20 protein-coding genes are annotated in these 19,909 nt (G+C 42.2%); 14 read left to right on the top strand and 6 right to left on the bottom strand.

The annotated features are described in order from the left end of the window. Positions 1-17 precede the first annotated feature (17 nt). From GQY27_RS01705 to GQY27_RS01695, 3 genes are read left to right on the top strand one after another with little or no spacing between them, the layout of a single operon-like run. Entirely contained in the window at positions 18-908 is an 891-nt protein-coding gene (locus tag GQY27_RS01705) for an ABC transporter ATP-binding protein (protein WP_160031779.1), read from the top strand. 46 nt (positions 909-954) lie between these two features. After that, positions 955-1,851 (top strand): ABC transporter permease, encoded by an 897-nt coding sequence (locus GQY27_RS01700; RefSeq protein ID WP_236570433.1) that lies wholly within the window; start codon positions 955-957, stop codon positions 1,849-1,851. Positions 1,852-1,888: 37 nt separating this feature from the next. Further along, on the top strand, positions 1,889-3,253 hold the full coding sequence (locus GQY27_RS01695) for an LLM class flavin-dependent oxidoreductase (RefSeq protein ID WP_160031778.1): 1,365 nt from the start codon (positions 1,889-1,891) through the stop codon (positions 3,251-3,253). 267 nt (positions 3,254-3,520) lie between these two features. Here the strand turns inward: GQY27_RS01695 and GQY27_RS21965 are convergent, their stop codons facing one another. Both GQY27_RS21965 and GQY27_RS01685 read right to left on the bottom strand, forming a co-directional pair. Then, positions 3,521-4,357 (bottom strand): cupin domain-containing protein, encoded by an 837-nt coding sequence (locus GQY27_RS21965; RefSeq protein WP_160031777.1) that lies wholly within the window; start codon positions 4,355-4,357, stop codon positions 3,521-3,523. Positions 4,358-4,530: 173 nt separating this feature from the next. Further along, on the bottom strand, positions 4,531-6,057 hold the full coding sequence (locus tag GQY27_RS01685; protein WP_160031776.1) for a phytoene desaturase family protein: 1,527 nt from the start codon (positions 6,055-6,057) through the stop codon (positions 4,531-4,533). 200 nt (positions 6,058-6,257) lie between these two features. Here GQY27_RS01685 and GQY27_RS01680 point away from each other — a divergent pair, with 200 nt between their 5' ends. Further along, on the top strand, positions 6,258-7,349 hold the full coding sequence (locus tag GQY27_RS01680) for a glycosyltransferase family 2 protein (protein ID WP_160031775.1): 1,092 nt from the start codon (positions 6,258-6,260) through the stop codon (positions 7,347-7,349). 62 nt (positions 7,350-7,411) lie between these two features. Further along, positions 7,412-7,933, top strand: coding sequence for a glycosyl-4,4'-diaponeurosporenoate acyltransferase CrtO family protein (locus GQY27_RS01675; protein WP_160031774.1), 522 nt, complete (start codon positions 7,412-7,414; stop codon positions 7,931-7,933). 43 nt (positions 7,934-7,976) lie between these two features. On the opposite strand, the gene GQY27_RS01670 is transcribed toward GQY27_RS01675, so the two are convergent. The 3 genes from GQY27_RS01670 to GQY27_RS01660 all read right to left on the bottom strand — a co-directional run bounded on the left by GQY27_RS01670 (position 7,977) and on the right by GQY27_RS01660 (position 10,636). Beyond that, positions 7,977-8,555 carry a sugar O-acetyltransferase gene (locus GQY27_RS01670; RefSeq protein ID WP_160031773.1) on the bottom strand — a complete coding sequence of 193 codons (579 nt, stop codon included), beginning with the start codon at positions 8,553-8,555 and terminating at the stop codon, positions 7,977-7,979. Between the two features lie 124 nt (positions 8,556-8,679). Continuing rightward, a complete protein-coding gene (locus tag GQY27_RS01665; RefSeq protein WP_160031772.1) occupies positions 8,680-9,624 on the bottom strand; it encodes an aldo/keto reductase in 945 nt (314 codons plus the stop codon). Positions 9,625-9,637: 13 nt separating this feature from the next. Then, positions 9,638-10,636 carry a Gfo/Idh/MocA family protein gene (locus tag GQY27_RS01660; RefSeq protein ID WP_160031771.1) on the bottom strand — a complete coding sequence of 333 codons (999 nt, stop codon included), beginning with the start codon at positions 10,634-10,636 and terminating at the stop codon, positions 9,638-9,640. A gap of 125 nt (positions 10,637-10,761) precedes the next feature. On the opposite strand from GQY27_RS01660, the gene GQY27_RS01655 reads away from it, so the two are divergent. The 7 genes from GQY27_RS01655 to GQY27_RS01625 all read left to right on the top strand — a co-directional run bounded on the left by GQY27_RS01655 (position 10,762) and on the right by GQY27_RS01625 (position 16,574). Next, entirely contained in the window at positions 10,762-11,601 is an 840-nt protein-coding gene (locus GQY27_RS01655; protein ID WP_160031770.1) for a helix-turn-helix transcriptional regulator, read from the top strand. Between the two features lie 176 nt (positions 11,602-11,777). Beyond that, the gene (locus tag GQY27_RS01650) at positions 11,778-12,266 is read left to right on the top strand and encodes a GyrI-like domain-containing protein (RefSeq protein WP_160031769.1); all 489 of its coding nucleotides are present in this window, start codon (positions 11,778-11,780) and stop codon (positions 12,264-12,266) included. A gap of 466 nt (positions 12,267-12,732) precedes the next feature. Further along, the gene (locus GQY27_RS01645; protein WP_160031768.1) at positions 12,733-13,401 is read left to right on the top strand and encodes an HD domain-containing protein; all 669 of its coding nucleotides are present in this window, start codon (positions 12,733-12,735) and stop codon (positions 13,399-13,401) included. Positions 13,402-13,581: 180 nt separating this feature from the next. Beyond that, positions 13,582-14,718 (top strand): stalk domain-containing protein, encoded by a 1,137-nt coding sequence (locus tag GQY27_RS01640; protein ID WP_160031767.1) that lies wholly within the window; start codon positions 13,582-13,584, stop codon positions 14,716-14,718. Between the two features lie 175 nt (positions 14,719-14,893). Next, on the top strand, positions 14,894-15,085 hold the full coding sequence (locus tag GQY27_RS01635; RefSeq protein WP_160031766.1) for a hypothetical protein: 192 nt from the start codon (positions 14,894-14,896) through the stop codon (positions 15,083-15,085). A gap of 315 nt (positions 15,086-15,400) precedes the next feature. Beyond that, positions 15,401-15,811 (top strand): hypothetical protein, encoded by a 411-nt coding sequence (locus GQY27_RS01630; RefSeq protein WP_160031765.1) that lies wholly within the window; start codon positions 15,401-15,403, stop codon positions 15,809-15,811. Then, on the top strand, positions 15,705-16,574 hold the full coding sequence (locus GQY27_RS01625; RefSeq protein ID WP_160031764.1) for a membrane protein insertase YidC: 870 nt from the start codon (positions 15,705-15,707) through the stop codon (positions 16,572-16,574). Before GQY27_RS01630 ends, GQY27_RS01625 begins: the two co-directional genes overlap by 107 nt. A 54-nt stretch (positions 16,575-16,628) precedes the next feature. Here GQY27_RS01625 and rocF read toward each other — a convergent pair whose 3' ends face one another. Further along, positions 16,629-17,537 (bottom strand): arginase, encoded by a 909-nt coding sequence (rocF, locus tag GQY27_RS01620; RefSeq protein WP_160031763.1) that lies wholly within the window; start codon positions 17,535-17,537, stop codon positions 16,629-16,631. A gap of 265 nt (positions 17,538-17,802) precedes the next feature. On the opposite strand from rocF, the gene GQY27_RS01615 reads away from it, so the two are divergent. Both GQY27_RS01615 and arsB read left to right on the top strand, forming a co-directional pair. Next, the gene (locus GQY27_RS01615; protein ID WP_328802936.1) at positions 17,803-18,138 is read left to right on the top strand and encodes an ArsR/SmtB family transcription factor; all 336 of its coding nucleotides are present in this window, start codon (positions 17,803-17,805) and stop codon (positions 18,136-18,138) included. Between the two features lie 107 nt (positions 18,139-18,245). Then, complete coding sequence (arsB, locus tag GQY27_RS01610; protein WP_160032028.1) at positions 18,246-19,535, top strand: arsenic transporter; 1,290 nt, start codon at positions 18,246-18,248, stop codon at positions 19,533-19,535. The last annotated feature ends 374 nt before the right edge of the window (positions 19,536-19,909 follow it).

Raw genomic sequence — 19,909 nt, 5'->3', positions numbered from 1 at the left:
AAAGGAGCACCGCAGAGATGAGTGAAAATAATCATATTATTGCACCTAACAACGGTAAAACGAATGTATATTCCAAAATTAGCTTTGAGGATGTAACCAAACGTTTTTCCGTACGAGAAGGTAAGGGAGTCTCAGAATTCACTGCGGTAGATCGCATTAACTTGGAGGTACGCCCAGGTGAATTCATGGCAATCGTAGGTCCAAGCGGCTGCGGAAAGTCTACCTTGCTTGATTTGCTTGCTGGATTGTCTAAGCCTACTTCTGGTCAGATTTTACTGGATGGAAAGCCAATAACAGGTCCTGGACTGGATCGAGGTATCGTGTTTCAGCAGTATGCCTTATTTCCATGGCGCACTGCCGAAGCCAATATTGAGTTTGGACTTGAAGCGAAAGGAGTTCGCGCGAAGGAAAGAAAGGAACGAGCGCGTCATTATCTATCCCTCGTTGGTTTATCCGGATTTGAAAATCGTTATCCACATGAACTTTCTGGCGGGATGAAGCAGCGAGTAGCCATTGCCCGTAGTCTTGCCTTTGATCCCGAGGTGCTACTAATGGATGAACCTTTTGCAGCTCTAGATGCTCAGACCAGAGAATCGTTACAAGACGAATTGCTGCGGATCTGGGAACAGACAGGCAAAACCATTATTTTTATTACGCACGGCATTGAAGAAGCCGTATATCTGGGGCAACGGGTGGCGGTGATGACAGCTAGACCCGGAACGATCAAGCGTGTTATTGATATTCCACTCGCTTCTCGGACCATGGAAGAGGATATACGTTCAGGGACCGAATTTGGCAAGCTCCGGCATGAGATTTGGAGTGAGCTTAGAGAAGAAGTGCAGCGATCACAAGCTTTTGACCGCAGTAAGGGAACTTCACTGGAGAACAATAAGGCGAAAATGAAATAGCAGTTAATTAACTGCAAAATGAAAATAAGAAAGGTGTTGCTGTGTTATGAGCATGAACAAATCGATCGTTGTGCGTGCAGCGCATCCTGCTGCACCTGTGGAAGCGGGTACTGGTAACAACGAGATTACATTGAGGTCTGAGGTAAAGAGCAGGGGTAACAAGATCCAGAATACTTCGTCTCAAGTGAAGTCTGCTGTATTTAGCGGCATCAGAGGTTCTGCTGCTATCGTTGTGCTTGCGTTCGTATGGGAGCTCGCCCCAAGACTTGCTCTGGTAGATGGGACCTTCTTACCGCCATTATCGAAAGTCCTTGCGGCGTGGTGGGACCTCGTTCTATCAGGTGCACTGCTTGAGAACTTTCAGGCAAGCATTGTACGCAGTATTAGCGGGCTGTTGTTAGCTATCCTATTTTCTATTCCTATTGGTCTCCTAATCGGTTATTACAAGCCGGTTGCCGTCATTTTAAGTCCCGTGTTAGAGCTGTTCCGGAATACAGCAGCGCTTGCTTTGTTACCTGTCTTTATATTGATTCTTGGAATTGGAGAAACATCGAAGATTTCAATTGTGTTATTCGCGTGCACCTGGCCTATTCTTCTAAATACCGTCAATGGAGTGCGAAATGTTGATCCGTTACTTGTTAAATCGGCTCGTTCACTTGGACTCGCCCCCTTTAAGTTATTCATCAAAGTTATTTTGCCCGCTTCACTGCCTTCCATCTTTACCGGTATTCGGCTTGCAGGGGCTTCCTCGATTCTTGTACTCATTGCAGCTGAAATGGTGGGAGCTAAAGCAGGGCTTGGTTATTTGATTAATTACACTCAGTATAATTTTCAAATTCCTGAGATGTATGCCGGTATTCTGACGATCTCCGCACTTGGCCTTTTCATTAATCAGGGGCTTGTGCTGCTTGAAAGACGTTTCTCTGGTTGGAAGACGAAATAATTCATAAATATATTTTATATTTAGAGGAGGAAGTAAAATGGCACGTACAGACAAACTGCATCTTGGCGCATTTTTAATGATTCCCGGGCATCATGTGGCTTCATGGAGGTACGAAGACAGCAATGCTAAAGGAGTACTCGATTATGGTTTTTACAGACAGGTGGCACAAACGGCGGAGCGAGGGAAGTTTGATATGGTTTTCCTCGCTGATGGATATGCAGTGCATGAGCGATTCCCGCTTGCGCTGGAGCAAACGGTTCAGGTGCGGCTCGAGCCGCTGACGCTGTTGTCTGCACTTGCTGCAGATACGGAGAATATTGGCCTGGCTGCCACGGTTTCAACCACTTACAATGAACCCTTTCATGTCGCCCGTAAATTTGCTTCCCTAGATTATATCAGCGGCGGACGATCAGCATGGAACGTGGTTACCTCTAGATCAGAGGATGAGGCTCGCAATTTCAGTCTTGAGAAACACCTTCTGCATGAACTGAGATACGAGCGTGCAGAGGAATTCGTTGATGTGGTCAAGCAGCTATGGGATAGCTGGGAGGATGATGCACTGGTTGCGAATAAGGAAGAGGCAAAGTTTGCGGATCGGACAAAGATTCACAAGACGAATCATGAAGGCAAATGGTTCTCTGTTCAAGGACCGCTGAATGTGGGCCGTCCCCCTCAAGGTCATCCTGTCATTATCCAAGCGGGAGCTTCAGAACCTGGTAAGGAACTTGCTGCACGTACAGCCGAAGTTATTTTTACGGCTTGGCAGACATTAGAAGAGGCACAGACTTTTTATAGTGATGTGAAAGGGCGTCTTACCAAATACGGAAGAAAACCATCTGATCTCAAAATAATGCCGGGTGTTTTCCCGATCATTGGCAGAACAGAGGAAGAAGCTCAGGAGAAAAAAGCACGTTTTGAGGAACTTATTCCTGTGGAAGCGGGTGTTGCCCTGTTATCTGGGCTCATTAGCTTTGATCTAAGTCCATATCCTGTGGATGGTCCGCTGCCTGAGCTGCCTGAGCTTGAACAAATAAATGGGGGGAAAAGTCGGTTCCAGTTGTTAAAAAGTTTGGCAGACCGCGAGGGTTTGAGTATTCGGAAGTTGTATCAACATATCGCGGGGGCACGCGGACATCGTGAAATACTTGGAACGCCAGAGTCCATTGCTGATCAGCTGCAAGAATGGTTTGAAAACGGTGCAGCAGACGGTTTTAATATCATGCCGCCATATTTGCCAGGAGGACTTGAGGACTTTGTTGATCTGGTCGTACCTGAGCTGCAGCGGCGAGGTTTGTTCCGTACGAAATATGAAGGTAACACGTTGCGTGACAACCTAGGTCTCAGAAGACCTATTAACGGTTACACTTTCAAACCTGCAGAGAGCAAAGCAACAACCGGTTGAAAACCCGCGTGATATAAATAGTCGATGAATAAAGAAGACTGATTATGTATAAACCGTACCCCTTGTAAAGGGCATTTTTTAAAAAGCGAAGCAACTTGAATAAGATGCTGTCTGTACTTTACAGGCAACATCTTATTTTGGTTACCACTTATCATTTGCTCGGCAGAACACAATTTGGGCAGCTATGATAATCTAAAACTTCGTGTTCTAAAATTCTAGATTCTCGTATTCTTTCTTCGTCATATCTGTCAATTGGCTAGTGCTGTTCTAGTACGTTTTATAAGGATGATTATTCTCCTGCGGAACATAGTAATTAAAAGGGTGGGCCTGGTTCCACCTATAGCCGTCGGAAGAATATCCTTGAGGAGACGAGATGGGACTTTGCGGAAGAGAATAGGAATGCGATAGATATGAGGGATGCGATGGGTGGGATAAATGAGATGGATTTGATGGATGAGATGAATGAGATGGATTTGATGGATGAGATGAATGAGATGGTTGTGGTGGAGGAGATGAATGAGACGAATGAGGTATTGTCCGGTTTTCAGGGGATGGCTCTGCAGAGTCAGTTCGTTTCTTACATCCGAGCGGAGGTCCTAATATGATAGATTCCTGAATCGGTGCGACGGCAGCAGCATATTTTTCTTCATCAACGCAATAAGCAAGACTCATAATTTCTTTGGGAGTAAAACGTAGAAAGTCGGAACCATATACAATATCCGGCGTTGCTTCATCAAAGATGGTAAGAAAGTGGGTGTTGTCTTGCATCGCTACAATCCAGTGAAACCAACCGAGCGGCAACATGGATACTTGGCCGGGCTTTATCCGGTAAGATTTGAGTTTCTGAGTAAAGGGGTCAAATACGGAAGTTACCACCTCACCGCTGATCACAAAGACGAGTTCATTTACATTGGTATGCCAGTGTGGCTGTACGATGAAACCTTTGTTCATATGGATATTGAAAAAACCAGTTTTGATCGCAGGGAGCTGCTCTCCAAAAACTTGTGTTATATAATTATTTGCATCTCGCTTGTAGTTAATGGTCTTGTTTGAATCTGCGCTTAAGTTAAGGTTCGGTGATTTTAAAATAGGGTCCTTATTCATTGAGTGGCCTCCGCTTCAGGTATATTTATCTCACACCATATGCAGGCTCAGCAAAGAATGCTCCGCACATCCCCATTTTTTAAGATTTAGGAACCTTTCTTAGGCATGCAAAAAAAGCACATGATTCTAATTTTCATAGAACCATGCACTTTGATATCGGGTAAGGAGTTTGTTTATACTGATTTTTTCGTTTTGTGGGGTTTCGCGGCTTTCTTCGTGTTTTCCTTCTCTTTGATTAGGTCGGCAGTCAGTTGCCCAGATAGGGTTACCATAGGTACTCCGCCCCCTGGATGTGTGGAACCTCCCACGAAATAAAGATTGCTCATTAGCTCACTTTGACTTGGTATTTTAAATCCGCCGTTCATTTTGCGGTCTGTGACCACTCCATAGATCGAACCGCCGTTTGATCCATATAAATTTTGAAGGTCATCTGGAATAAAAGTGTACTCATATTCAATATGATCACGTATACCTGTAAGTCCCATTCGTTCAAGTTTGTTCAGCACCAGCTCACGGTACTCCTCTTTATAAGCCTGCCAACTTTTGCCCGCTTTCAGCGGCGGTACATGAGTTAACACAAATAAATTTTCCTTGCCTGACGGAGCCTGTGAGGCATCTGATTTACTGGAAACACCGATATAAACGGTTGGGTCATCAGACGGAATTCCTTTGTTAAATATATCATGGAATTCTTTCTCTGGATTTGCTGAGAAGAAGAAATTGTGATGCTGTAACTGCTCATAAGTTTTGTCCACACCAAGGAGCAACACAAGCCCGGAAACGGTTGGTGCATATTTGTTTAATTTTTTCGCTGTACTGATCGCTCCGTTTTGATCTTTGAGCAAGGAATAATAAGTTGGGATAGCCTCTAGGTTGGATACAACGAGATCGGCACTGATGACTGTGCCATCTTCGAGCGTTACCCCTGTAGCCGTATGACCTTTGGTATTAATACGGGCAACTTTTGCATTTGTTCTTACGGGAACACCTTGTTCTTCAAGAACGCGCAGCATTCCTCTTGCGATATTATACATTCCGCCCTCAACATAGTAGATTCCAAGACCAAGCTGTACATACACAAGCTGGGAAAGTACGGCGGGCGCATGATAGGGAGAGGAGCCGATATACATAATGAAAAAGTCGAACAATTGACGCAAATGTTTATCTTTTACGTATTTTGATGTACTCTGAGACATCGTACGAAGCGGATCCATTGCAAGCAATTCTTTTACTGTATGCATGCCGCGAAGCTCATCGAGACCAGATATACTCTTACTGTAAATGCTGCTTCGATTGAGATCATAAAGCTTCTGGCAGTACTGTAAATATTTTAAAAACCCTTTTGCATCTTCTTCAGAAACACCCTCAATATTAGACAGCATCTGCGGGAGGTCACTTGTGACATCAATAGATACACCATCTTCGAAAAAAGTCCTCCATTGTGGTTCAACGCGAACAAGCTTCATATAGTCTTCTAGTCTTCTCCCTGTACTCTGGAACAATTGTTCAAGAACCCAAGGCATGGTTAGAATGGAAGGCCCGGTGTCAAAAGAATAGCCTTTCCCAGAACGGATATTAAGCTTTCCGCCGGCTCGTTCATTCTTCTCAAGAACCTCTACTTCATATCCGTCTGCAGCTAGACGCATGGCACAGGATAGACCGCCAAGACCGCCGCCAATGACAACTGCTTTTTTACTCATCAGGATTACACCCTTTCTATATCACCATGTAACTGGTTCATTAATATTAATGCACAAGGCTGTAAATGCATGTTAATTGTATAAATGACATCAGCTCAGGTTCATAATGTTGCTAGTATATATTTTTAAATTCATCTTTTCCGTTTTTTTACGAGATTAAACCAAGTTCACAACTCCTTAAAAGAAAAGAGGTCTTATAAGTGACCTATGTATGGATTATTGCAGGATGGATTTCCGGCTTACTCATGTTAAGTGGGATGAAGCCTTTGATTCAGCAAACAAAACATAATCAAAGTGATAGGGGGGAGAAGAGAAAAGTCGATCAGCTCCCTTCTGTGAGTATTATTATTCCTGCTCGGAACGAGGAGGGCAATCTTACTTCGTTACTACGTTCAATACAGGAACAAACCGTTCTGCCTGCTGAAGTTATCGTTGTAGATGACGGCTCTGTAGATCGAACAGCAGAAATAGCGACCTCATTTGGAGCAACGATAGTGGACCCAGGCGAGCTGCCGCAGGACTGGCTTGGTAAAAACCATGCATGTGCCAAAGGGGCGAAAGTGGCGAAAGGCGATATTTTTATATTTCTGGATGCAGATATCACTTTGAGTCCCAATGGAATCGAAATCTTGCTTTCTCGTTATACAGAGGGGATCTTGTCTGTTCAGCCTTATCATCAGATGATGCGTCCATATGAACAGTGGTCCGCTTTTTTTAATGTCATTATCCCTGCATCCATCGGCAGTGGGAAAGATGGCACAGGCGCGTTTGGTCCTTGTATTGTCTGCAGCAGAGATGCGTATAAGGAAAGCGGCGGCCACGAGCTTGTGAAAGGGGAAATCCTCGATCATCATACACTTGGGAAATGTTTTGCGAGATTAGGGTATCAAGTGCGAAATTATATAGGAATATCGGTCTTGTATTTTCGAATGTATCCTGCGGGCTGGAGCTCTTTATGGCGAGGGTGGAGTAAAAGTATGGCATCCGGGGCAGCTGCTACCCGGTTACGTCGGCTCCTGCCAGTAATCGTCTGGATCATGGGTATGATTTCTTCCTTCCTTCTTTTAATAGACCGCTTTTTTACGGAGGATATTTTGATTGGAATGGTTATCTATGGTCTCTATGCTTTAGAGATAGCCGTGTTACTCAGAAGAGTAGGGAATTTTCGCTGGTGGGTGTGGAGTTGCTATCCATTGCCGCTGCTGTTTTTTCTCATGTTGTTTATTCGATCTATGTTGATGACGTTTGTGAAGAAGAAAGTGAATTGGAAAGATCGGGAGATTGAACTGTAGTGTTTGAATTGCAGTGTACAGCTTTAACTGAAAAACGATTCATACGGGGGAGGAGCAGATAGGTGCAAATATGGGAGTGGTCAGGACCGATAACTATAGTGGCTGATATTGCGGCATGGTTTATTCTTCATCTTAGCATTTCCTATGTGTTCACTGTTCTACCGGAACGGTGGTTTGATGGGCTGAGTTTAACGGCTTCTAGCAATGAACTTTCATTCTATGATCGTGTTCTGCACATTAGACGATGGAAAAAAAGATTGCCCGATGGAGCGGGATGGATAGGACAGAATTTTAGGAAGCAGCGGATCGAGCAAAGTGATACCGCATACCTTCACATATACCAAAGAGAGGCCTATAGAGGAGAGTGGTGCCATTATGTATCCATTTTGCCGGTACCGTTGTTCTTCTTATGGAATATGCCGGCTGTGGCATGGGGGATGGTGGTGTATGCATTAGCCGCTAATGTACCCTGCATTCTGTCCTTACGTTACAACCGGGCACGTATTGTTCGAATCTTGCAGCGAAGAGGAGAAGCGATCCCTGCTTATCTAGGTAAGATGGAAGAAGACCCTTCAATGGATTGAAGGATCTTCTTCGTTTTATTTTATTCTAGGTAAAATAAAGATGCTAGATCGCGTCTTGACTTACCTCAATTTTCTTCAAGATTCGTGCTGGATTTCCGCCAACAACCACGTTATCCGGTACATCTTTGGTTACAACTGAACCTGAAGCCACAACTACGTTGTTGCCAATCGTAACGCCCGGGTTAATGATGGCGCGTCCTCCAATCCATACTTTGTCTCCAATCGTAACGGGGGCGCCATATTCTTCAGCGCGGTCACATCTTGATACAGGATCAAGGGGATGCGTTGCTGTGTAAATATGAACTCCTGGACCAAGCAAACAATATTTGCCTATGTTTACCTCGCATACATCAAGAATGACACAGTCGAAGTTAGCATAGAAATGATCACCTACATGAATATTATAGCCGTAGTCACAGCGGAATGTGGGTTCAACATAGAAATGTTCACCAACAGTGCCAAGTAGTTTTCTCATGATCTCGGCCCGATGTTCCGGGTCATTTTCAGTCGATTGATTATAGATTCTTGTAAGACGTCTTGCCTGCTCACGATCTTGTGTCAATTCAGCGTCCCATGCTAAGTACAGTTCCCCTGCGAGCATTTTTTCTTTTTCTGTCTTCATCGAAAGTTCTCCTTTAACGATTGCTGCTATGCGTAGAAAAATGTCAGTTTCATATCAATTATTGTTCAGTTTAGTGTACTCAGTCATGAGAAGCAATGAATGACGAGTTTAATGAATGACAAGTTTATTGAATAATAGAGTTCGCGGAGAGATCAAGCCACTCTACTTCCTCTCGTGTAAGCTGTATCTCAGCACCTTTTTGGCAGGACTCGAGTTCTGCTGGATTCTGAGCACCGATCAGGGCACAGGTTGGATAAGCTTGATTCAGTACATAGGCAAGAGCAATCTGGATGGCGGTGACTCCTTTTTTCTTAGCCATCTCCTCGGCTCTGTGAAGTCGTTCCCAGTTATCGTCATTGTAGAATACACGCACCAAATCTTCGTTATCTGTGATTTCAGGCGTATACCGCCCTGTGAAAAACCCCCGTGCTTGGGAAGACCAAGAGAGTACAGGAATTTGGGTTTGTTCATGGAACCTACTTGTCTCTTCATCAACGGAGACACAGCCGTGCCAGAAAGGTTCTTTGGCTTTGGCTAGACTAAGATTAGGACTGCTGAAGGTAAAGCCTTGCAGCCCGTTTATTTCCGCATAGTGATTTGCTTCCTGAATTCGTTCCCACGTCCAATTTGACGCGCCAATAGCCCCGATCCGCCCGGCATCAATATGTTCATTGAGCGCTTCAATAATATGTTCAACAGGAATAGATGCATCATCCCGGTGAAGACCGTATAGTTCAATATGATCTGTTCCAAGCCGTTCTAGACTTACAGACAGGTCGTGGTCGATTGCTGCTTTATGAACTCTTGCTCCCGTACGATCCGGATGAGCTCCTTTGGTAAAAATAACGATCTCGTCACGATTATTCATTTCTTTCAGATACCGGCCGATAACTTCTTCACTTTGTCCTCCGCAATAAATATGAGCAGTGTCAATGGTATTTCCGCCAATCGCAAGGAACGCATTAAGGTTGGTTACGACCTGATCATAGTTGTCATGACGAAAATAATCCGTTCCTTTAATGAGCCGTGAGACAGGTTTGCGAGAACCTTTGATCGTTATTTTTTCCATGGACGGTTCCTCCCTATAGTTCAATTCGTTTCCGTTGCTCGGCTGAGCGCAGGGCAGATTCCAACACTTTCATGTTAAGAACAGCATCTTGTGGATCAAACTTAGGCTTGCTTCCATCCAGCACAACATCAGCAAAATCATCAGCCATTAAGGAATAATGATTCACGCGTGGGACTTCTACCACTCGATTACCGAGTTTTCCTGTAATTGAGAAGGATGAATCGGTGTCTTTATCACTCGCAAAAGCAGAAGGGACTTTAATTACCCCATCTGTGCCAAGTACTTCCATTTCATTCCGGAAGGCAGCCCACATTCCACAGTCAAAGATAAGAGAAATGGAATTCGGGAATTCAATAAAACCTGAGGTCATCATGTCTACTCCGCCATGCTTCTCTGAGAACAATGCTTGTGCGGTTACCGCTTCCGGTTCTTGACCGATGAGAAGTCTTGCTACGCTGATCGGATAACAGCCGACATCGTAGAGCGAACCGCCGCCCCAATCTTTATGATAGCGAATATTTTCGGTGCTCGCGGCACTATTAAAAGTAAAGTTCGCATGAATTCCGCGCAGCTCTCCAATCTCTCCAGAAGAAATAGCATCTTGAATCATTTGATACCTAGGATGATGGCGATACATGAATGCTTCAGCAAGATGAACACCAGCTTTCTGACATGCATCCACCATTTTCTCAGCTTCTGCTGCATTCAGTGCAATCGGCTTTTCGCATAAAATATGTTTACCGGCTTCTGCCGCACGTAAAGTCCACTCAAGATGGAGATGATTCGGCAGCGGAATATATACTGCATCAATATCGTCACTGGCGAGTAATGCTTCATAACTTCCAAAAGCGTTTTCGATATGTAACTCTTTTGCGGCCTCATCTGCTTTTTCTTGATTACGGCTTGCTATGGCAACAACTTCATTTCGGATGGATCCGCGAATCCCTGGAATTACCGATCTTTTCGCAATACTGGCTGTTCCAAGAATGCCCCAACGTAACGTTTGATTCATGTTTATACCACCTTCTGATATATTATTATCATGATATTGTCATTGTATTGAATTCTATTCAAATTTAAAATGATAATATTTTGCAGTTTATTAACACAATATTGTCTTTATAAGGGAGACCAGCGATGGAACGCCAAAGTCACTTAGTTACGATAACGGATCAGCAATTTTTTTGTTACCCTGAGTCTGTCGGCATGTTTAGCAATACCCCGAAACATTCGGTAACCCGTGGAAAAGGGGCCCTAAACAATTTTAACATCCATTTTGTAGCAGCTGGCAAAGGTTATGTGGAGATGGAGGGGGCTGTATACGAACTCGAAGCAGGTGACGCCTTTTTGTACTTTCCTTTACAGGAACAGAGGTACTACAGTAGTACAAGTGAACCTTGGGATATTAGATGGGTACATTTTTATGGAAGCAGCAGTTTAACGGACTATATGCTTGGACGCGGGTTTCAGGATCACCGCATCTGGACGCTCCGTCAGCCGGAAGGATGGAAGAAAGCGCATCTTCACCTGCTTACCGAAGCGGAGAATCATAAAATGCTGAACCCGACTACTCTGTCTACACTAACCTATGCCGTAATTACGGAGTTTGTCCACCAAGCAGAAGCGCATACGAAGAGCAGAACCGGACGTTCTACGGACCGAATTACGAAACTGCTTCCTAAAATTCAAAAAGAAGCGGCAAGTCCGTTTATTTTGGAAGATTGGGCGGAAGAAGCAGGGGTTAGTGTTCATTATTTTTGTAAATTATTTAAAAAAGCGATGCAAATGACGCCGATGGATTTTATAACGCAGTGCCGTATTCAAATGGCGAAGCAAGCATTGCTGGAACATACAGAACGAACAATCGGTCAGATCGCTTCCGAAACAGGATATCCAAGCGCCAGTTATTTTAATCGTCGGTTTCTTGAACATGAAGGGATGACGCCAACCGAATATCGGAGATTATTTGGAAAATAAAATGGATTTACCTGAATAGAATAAATTAGATAAAGGAAGTGTTCAGGGATGCGGGAAGAGAGTAAGAACAAAAATTTGATGTTTGTATTATGCGAACATTTGTTCTATAATGAGAAAGTCGAATTGTTGAGCTGTAAATTTCCTATCAGTCCGTAATCTAGGAGGCGCTACTATTTATGTTAAGTCTACTGAGTAAGAGAGAGGTCATCCGTCATCGTGAATTTCGTTTCTTGGGTATGGCAGCCAAGACCAACAACCAAGCTGAATTCAAGGGAGAAGGGGTTATTCCTTCCCTTTGGTCTAATTTTTATGCGAACAATGTACTAGAACGTATACCAAACAAAACAAATTCATCAATTATTGCCTTATATACGAAGTATGAATCAGATGAGACCGGTGGCTATACAATCGCGCTTGGAACAGAGATTGTAGAAGGACACGCTGTCCCTTCCGGTTTAGAAGAATGGGTAGTTCCTGAGTCCAAATATGTGGTGTTTACGACCCGTATAGGTCCGGTACAAGAAGTTGTTGTTGAGACATGGCAGGAGATATGGGAATGGTCTAAATATAACGAGCGGGCATTTCAGTTTGATTTTGAGTTATATGACCTGCGTTCAGTCGATCCCATGAATGGTCAAGTCGATATTTATATCTCCGTTAAGTAATAATCTAGCTGCTGATTGAACTCAGATGCCGTTAGGTAAGAAACGCAGCTTTGTTATTATTCCGCCTCTTTGTTTCTATTGAAGAATAAGACTCACCATATAAGTAAATATAAGTACTTACAGTTACATAGATAGACCAGGTGACCCTGCAGCAACTGATGCAATAAGTGTTCCAATTCGTTATGTTCTTCCGCTAAATAAAGTGTGATTTCATTACGCTTCACCGCCGTTCTCTAGTTTATGTCTTTATGCTGTTTCTAGCTGTAGTCATGAACACTCTAGAACTATGGATTCATAAACAAGCAAATACCGCCTGCAAAATGTTATATTATTCTTGGGTTGATTGAAATCAGGGTCTTCGTTACATATGGCCGAATATAAAGCGCAACAAGCGATATTTAAGCATTTATCAGCGCAGCCTTCAGTCAAATCGTTGTATATAATTGTATAGAGCAGGAGATAGGATATGAATCAAAAGGTAATTACACAACAAGAAGAAGCTCTGCTTGAAGCAGCGGAAGCATATGTAAAGAAAGAACTTAGCGGAGAAGGTACAGGGCACGACTATTGGCACATCTACCGTGTTGTTCAGACAGCAGAGAAAATCGCGATCGCAGAAGGAGCGAATCTATATATCTGCAAACTGGCTGCTTATTTGCACGATATCGCAGACGAGAAACTGAATCCTTCCAAAGAAGCGGGGATGGATAAGGTAGACACATGGCTTAAAGAACATCACGTATCTGATGAAGATTGCTCGCATGTACTCGAGATTATTGGGAATATGTCTTATAATGGCGGGCATAATCCGCCTATGCGTACGCTTGAAGGCAAGGTTGTTCAAGACGCTGATCGGCTGGATGCAATTGGTGCAATTTCTGTGGCTAGAGCTTTTGTATATGCCGGTTCGAAAGGACATTTAATCTATGATCCTGACATAAAACCGAGAGAAGACATGACACAAGAACAGTATCGTACAGGCAAAAATACAGCAATTAACCATTTCTATGAGAAACTTCTAAAGCTCAAGGATTTAATGAACACAAAACATGGAATTGAACTTGCTGAAAAAAGACATGAGTTTATGGAACAATACCTAAATCAATTCTTTAAGGAATGGGAAGGTAACGTTTAAAAACAGAAAATTATTTGACTAACATAATTGCTTATCATGCCCCTAAGAATAGACTACGCATTTAATTCACAAGATGCATAGTCTATTTTATTTTCCCAACCTCTGAAACAAAATTCATGTAACAACGTTATATGTATTATGCATGAATACAGTACAGAGAATGAAGGGAGAGAAGGGGAGATGAAGAGATCACAAGTTCTTAAGATAGGGACAGCTGTTATTGCAGCAAGTCTATTATTCACATCCCAGCCCGTACAAGGAGCAGCTGCTTCAAGTCCTTCCTACGAACTAGTATTAGATTCAGGGAGTTTTATTGAAGGAAAAGCAGTAATCAAGCAAGGGGTATCTTATTTGCCGCTTCTGCAGATCAGTAAGGATCTTTCATTATCCGCTGCATTAGATCAATCAGGGAAAAGAGTTACGGTCCTCAGTCCCACCATGAATGTAGCTGTTAGACTAAACAGTAAGCAGGCAGTAGTTAATGGCAAGGGAATTACGATGTCAGCAGCTCCTTTTAAGAATGGACAAGAGATATATTTGCCCGCTTCTTTTCTTGTATCCGCACTGCAGGGAGAAGGACTGACATATGACCGCTTGGCTAAAAAGTTGTCCGCTACGGGTATCTATTCGGGGAATGATTCCAGCGTTTATGGTGGATTGCGATACGAGATTAGCCAGGAGGGCAAACTTTTTACAACCAATGCAAAGGGGAAGAAAAACCAACTCTATGATTTTAAAAAAGAAATATATAGTCAGCCCGTGTATCAATTTACGAAAACAGCGAAAGGTCTCGTTATTTTGAATATCTCTGATTATTATGGAGAGCCCATGCTGAATAAGCAGACTTTTACGGTTGTCATTAAGAATGGTGCTGTCATTAGACAGAGCTATGTGAAGTATTTCAATCGTTTCGAAGAAAATGCAGTTCTTTCTGTAAATAAGAAGGAAATTATTCTTACGGATGGAGATACATTACGTATACTTGAAGATGGTACAGGGAAAATTTCTCAAACATACAATTTGAAAAAACTGGGCAGCGAAGATGATACATACTTCGTAGAAGCGGTTGACAAAGAGTATATTCTTATTCGTCCGAATAAAAAAGGATTGCTAACCTATATTAATCGTGCTACGGGTGAGCGGACTTTACTTTACAAAACATTGCTTGGTAAAGCAGATCAGGAATATGCGGAGATCAACGATGTTCCTTTTTTTGGAGATCAAATTAGGTTTACCGAACGTAAAGGGGATACCCTTACTTTTCATATCGGACCCATGACGGGAGAAGCTTCTGATCATACAATGAAGATTCAGTAGAGTATATAAGCTGCTAAATAGTGAAAAGACCTTCTGTTATGCATCCGTAACGGGAGGTCTCACTTATAAATCCAAAAAACACAGTGATATTTTTAATAATGTGAAAATAATCACAAACAATTCCTGTTTCTCATGTTAAATTGAATTCAAGAGATAAAACAAGGAGATGAGAGAAATGAAAGCAACAATCGAAAATGACCAAGTAACCCGGAATTTACTCATGTACTGTTATACTTGTGAAGATGCAACATTTTGTACTACAGAAGAGGAGTGCAGAGCTTGCTGGGCTGACCAAGGAATGTTTGATGCAGAAGTAAATGATGGGGCAGGAGAAACACAACAATTCCTACGTATGGTACACATGTAAAGTTAAGGGAGAAACCAATTGTATAGACATGGAGAACCTACTGTAGAAAGACCATTCCGGTATAATTAAAAAATAGAGGTCATACCAGGAATAGAGTAAGCCCAATAGTGATTGTAGAGAGATAGAGATTCACATTATAAAAATGAATACAATCGTAAAAAGCAGAGAACTCCTGAGGGTCAAAGCAGAGGGGTGTCTGCTTTTTTGGTTTTCACAAAATATTTATATGTCTATTGTTATAAAATTGATGAAATTGATACCATTATTCATCTGTAAAAAGGATATAATAATAGTAGGTAAAGGAGGTGAATCCTTTTGTTATGGTTTGAGCTTCAAGAACTTCATGATTTTATTCCCTATTTAGTATCGATCGGTCTGATTTTTACTGTTACTTGTATTTCATTGTTACATCTTTCAGGTGAACTTCGTAGACTTGGTGTGCAAGGCGAAGCCGTGTGGCCTGAATATGTTCCAGAACCGATGCCGACGGATGCCGATATTTTTGTAACATCCGTCATTTTGCTCCTTCGAAGATATAAAATATCGCCTGATGATGATTCTGATAAGTACCACTCCTCGTTATTGAACGATGCAAAACACAATAACGAGGAGGATATACATGACAAAGACAAAAGGATTCTTTCCTATTCAAAAACGGACGGTGCGGATTTACGCTATACTAGCAAGTTTACTAGCGGTGTTTTTACTTTCGGGTTGCAGCTCTAATGTGAGTGAAATCAGCAGTACAACACCAGGGTTTTTTAATCACTATATTGTTTTTCCGATTTCTTATATCACACAGCATTTGGCGGGATGGTTTAACGGCAGTTATGGACTGGCCATTATTGCGCTGACACTCATCGTTCGGCTGTTATTATTTCCGCTCATGATGCGCCAATCGAAATCACAGCAGAAAATGAAACTTGTGATGAAGGCAATGCAGCCTGAACTCGATGCGCTGAAAAAAAGCTATGAGAACAAGAAAGATACAGCCAGTCAGCAAAAAATGCAGCAAGAAATGATGGAACTTTATAAAAAGCATCAGTTTAACCCGCTTAATATTGGCTGTCTGCCTATATTAATTCAACTGCCGATCCTTTCGGGAGTGTATACTGCGATTCGGCTTATGCCGGATATGAGCAGTCACTCGTTTTTATGGTTTAAACTTGGGGAACCAGATATGATCTTGGCACTCATTGTAGCTGCCATTTACTTGCTTCAATCTCGGATATCTATGCAAGGAATGCCAGCAGAACAGAAGAAACAAATGGCCATAATGGGCTACATTTCACCGATTATGATGGCATTCTTCTCAGTGACTGCACCTGCAGCAATCCCGCTGTACTGGATGGCAGGCGGTACATTCCTTATTTTCCAGACACTTTTGTTCCGTAAAATGTATCCGGTAGATCAAGGAATAGGGAATACGGAAGCAATATCACTTCCTGGTTCAAAGTCGAAGAAAACAAAAGACCCCAATCCCGCATAATATAAACAATAAAAAGGACAGCTTCCCGATGGGGAACGCTGTTCTTCTTTATGTCTAGAGTATACGTTCACCAAGAAGTGATCCAATAAGACCGACAAGGAGCTCGGAAGAACGCTCATGATCGTCAAAAAGAGGATTGTTCTCTACGATTTCAGCTGAAGTAAGAATGCTGGATTCGTAGAGCATTTCCATAGCAAGGTGGACTTCCCGGTAACTAAGCCCTCCAGGGACCGGTGTACCTGTCGCCGGAGCAATCTGCGGATCTATACTGTCAATATCAAAAGAAAGATGGACACCATCTGTTCCAGACGAGGTAATACGAATGGCTTCTTGCATGACATGCGCCATACCAAGTTTGTCAATATCATGCATCGTAAAGCAAGTAATGCCTTCTCTACGGATGAATTCTCGCTCTCCACGATCGATTGATCTTGCTCCTACGATAACGACATTTTTGGGGTCGATGGACGATTTTATGCCACCAATGGATGTAAGCTCTGGATCTCCCATTCCTAGATTGACCGCTAAAGACATGCCATGAATATTACCAGAAGGAGTAGTGAGCGGCGTGTTTAAATCTGAATGTGCATCCATCCAGATGATTCCTAGACTCTGATGGTGTTTTCTAAGTCCGCTGATCGTTCCAATCGCAATACTGTGATCTCCGCCAAGGATAAGGGGGAAAGCTCCATTTTTAGATATACGGTATACCTCGTCAGCAAGTTTGGAATGGACCCCTATATTCTCGTTCAGGTGGTTTAATCGTGGGGAACTTGAATTACTTTCTTCTATAAAAGGGGGGAAGTGAACTTCTTGGATCGTGTGTCTCATTTGGAGAGAATGAAGTTTGTTTACAAGCCCAGCCTTCAAAATGGCTTCTGGTCCTAGTTTTGTTCCTCGCTGACTCGCTCCAAGATCAAAGGGGACAGTCAAAATAGATACAGGGGTATTTGGATTTTTCATAACCTTGCCAACCTCCTCAAGACTTGAATAAATTCCTTTTTAAGATCCCGAAGAAGTAACGTAAAGGCTGTCTTTCTTTTTTTAAATAACTTATTCAGATTTTGATTAACACGTTCACTTCTTTTCAATGTATTTTGCAGTAGGGCATTCCATTCCTTATGTAGTTGTCATGTGCTAAAGGTTTGTATATGATTAGTCATAATTGCAAATCTAGTATTTTCGGATTCTCATTCTAATAGGGTAAGGAGGGAATGGAAATATGAATATAGAAGAACTAAATTTAGCTGCTGATCGTCTAAAGTTGCTTGGTGATAAAACAAGATTGCTAATGTTATTACTCCTACAAGAGCGGGAATGGTGTGTATGTGAATTCGTTGATATTTTTGAAATGTCCCAGCCAGCGATAAGTCAGCATCTCAGGAAGTTGAAATCTCTCGGCATCGTAAGAGAGGAAAGGCGCGGGCAATGGATTTATTACTCTCTATTTATTGAGGATAAGCCTTATATTTCTGCAGTACTTGAACAACTTCCCAGTGGAAGTGCTTTACTCCGCGTGAAAGGCATCAGCGAACAACGATCCGAATGTGACCCAAAAGAATAAAAATTTTCTGTAATATATAATCATATTCCTATATAATAATGATCTCATAGAGCTAATTCGTTGAAATTTAGACAACAAGAATTTGTAGCGGGGGGCGTAAGGTGAACTTGGTATTTATACCTTTAATTATTTTTATTGTAACGCTGATTTTGGTCATATGGCAGCCTCGAAATCTATCGATTGGCTGGTCTGCCTGCGGGGGAGCTGTTATTGCTTTGCTCGCTGGAGTGGTTGATTTACATGATGTGTGGGATGTGACTCAGATCGTATGGAATGCGACACTGGCGTTTATTGCGATCATTCTAATTTCGTTAATACTCGACCGGATCGGTTTCTTTGAATGGGCTGCTTTACACATGGCAAGAGCCGCTAATGGTAATGGCGTTCGCATGTTTATTTACATCAGTTTGCTTGGCGCGATGGTGGCAGCTTTTTTTGCTAACGACGGGGCAGCACTTATTTTGACGCCCATCGTTCTTGCTATGGTTCGTGCTTTACATTTTGATGAGAAGAAGATCTTTCCATTTATTATTGCGAGTGGATTTATTGCGGATACGACTTCACTTCCGCTTGTAGTGAGCAACCTTGTTAACATTGTGTCTGCAGACTATTTTGGAATAGGCTTTGCTGAATATGCAGGAAGAATGATTATTCCTAATCTGTTCTCATTAGCTGCAAGTATCGGTGTTCTCTATCTATTTTTCCGTAAAAGCATTCCAAAGCATTATGACTCTACTCATCTCCGAAATCCTTCTGAAGCCATAGCAGATGTAAGATTATTCCGAATTTCATGGATTGTTCTTGCATTTCTATTAATCGGCTATTTCACGAGCGAGTTTATCGGTATACCGGTCTCCTTTATAGCCATTCTTATTGCTATGGTATTCTTAATTGCAGCTAGGAAAAGCGAAGTCGTTCCCGTAAAAGAAGTCGTTAAAGGTGCACCTTGGAACATCGTGTTCTTCTCCGTAGGAATGTATGTCGTTGTTTATGGACTTAAGAATGCCGGATTAACCGATATCTTGGCACAGGTGATAGAGGTTATTGTGCAGAATGGACTCTTTGCAGCGACGATGGGAATGGGCTTTATTGCTGCCATTCTTTCTTCTGTTATGAACAATCTGCCTACAATTATGATTGGTGCACTTGCCATCGATGCAGCCGAAGTAACGGGAACGATAAAAGAGGCATTGATCTATGCGAATGTCATTGGATCCGATCTCGGTCCAAAGATAACACCGATTGGCTCTCTTGCGACACTGTTATGGCTGCATGTTCTCTCTGCAAAAGGAATCCGTATCTCGTGGGGAACCTACTTTAAGACTGGTATTCTCATCACGATTCCTACTTTATTTATCACACTGCTTGGTTTATATCTTTGGTTGTTAATTTATTAAAATTCTACTTACTTGTTCCGCAGAACAAGTCGCATTGTTTTAGAATGTAAAAGATTGAGTGTAATGAGAGCTATTAAATGGTACCTGCTCAGGGACATTTGATAGCTCTTTTTTTATTCCATGATGATTCATTACGTAATGAATTTGTTTATTAACATGAATCAATTTCATAATACCTTTAGTTGCTTTAATCAGGGGTATATATAGATCAAAATGGTTCTATTTGTCTATATATAGTTACAAATTTTTCGTTTTAATGAGTTATGAAATTGATTCACATAGGGGTTAGATTCGTCATTATTGACTTTGAAAAAAGGATGTAGTAATATTCATGCATGTGCATACATTAATTAATTTAAATGTAAGGTGTTTGT

The organism is Paenibacillus sp. An7, from assembly GCF_009870785.1.
In the GTDB taxonomy this organism is placed as follows: domain Bacteria; phylum Bacillota; class Bacilli; order Paenibacillales; family Paenibacillaceae; genus Paenibacillus.
Note: the sequence above shows the minus strand (reverse complement) of the source record. Positions and strands in the feature narration are given on the sequence as shown.

Bases quoted from the DNA above. Each gene is read 5' to 3' on its own strand.
- GQY27_RS01670 (WP_160031773.1), bottom strand. From the start codon at position 8,555: ATGAAGACAGAAAAAGAAAAAATGCTCGCAGGGGAACTGTACTTAGCA.
- GQY27_RS01625 (WP_160031764.1), top strand. From the start codon at position 15,705: ATGACAAAGACAAAAGGATTCTTTCCTATTCAAAAACGGACGGTGCGG.
- GQY27_RS01695 (WP_160031778.1), top strand. From the start codon at position 1,889: ATGGCACGTACAGACAAACTGCATCTTGGCGCATTTTTAATGATTCCC.
- GQY27_RS01705 (WP_160031779.1), top strand. From the start codon at position 18: ATGAGTGAAAATAATCATATTATTGCACCTAACAACGGTAAAACGAAT.
- GQY27_RS01665 (WP_160031772.1), bottom strand. From the start codon at position 9,624: ATGGAAAAAATAACGATCAAAGGTTCTCGCAAACCTGTCTCACGGCTC.
- GQY27_RS01660 (WP_160031771.1), bottom strand. From the start codon at position 10,636: ATGAATCAAACGTTACGTTGGGGCATTCTTGGAACAGCCAGTATTGCG.
- GQY27_RS01655 (WP_160031770.1), top strand. From the start codon at position 10,762: ATGGAACGCCAAAGTCACTTAGTTACGATAACGGATCAGCAATTTTTT.
- GQY27_RS01635 (WP_160031766.1), top strand. From the start codon at position 14,894: ATGAAAGCAACAATCGAAAATGACCAAGTAACCCGGAATTTACTCATG.
- rocF (WP_160031763.1), bottom strand. From the start codon at position 17,537: ATGAAAAATCCAAATACCCCTGTATCTATTTTGACTGTCCCCTTTGAT.
- GQY27_RS01685 (WP_160031776.1), bottom strand. From the start codon at position 6,057: ATGAGTAAAAAAGCAGTTGTCATTGGCGGCGGTCTTGGCGGTCTATCC.
- GQY27_RS01650 (WP_160031769.1), top strand. From the start codon at position 11,778: ATGTTAAGTCTACTGAGTAAGAGAGAGGTCATCCGTCATCGTGAATTT.
- GQY27_RS01700 (WP_236570433.1), top strand. From the start codon at position 955: ATGAGCATGAACAAATCGATCGTTGTGCGTGCAGCGCATCCTGCTGCA.
- GQY27_RS01645 (WP_160031768.1), top strand. From the start codon at position 12,733: ATGAATCAAAAGGTAATTACACAACAAGAAGAAGCTCTGCTTGAAGCA.
- GQY27_RS21965 (WP_160031777.1), bottom strand. From the start codon at position 4,357: ATGAATAAGGACCCTATTTTAAAATCACCGAACCTTAACTTAAGCGCA.
- GQY27_RS01640 (WP_160031767.1), top strand. From the start codon at position 13,582: ATGAAGAGATCACAAGTTCTTAAGATAGGGACAGCTGTTATTGCAGCA.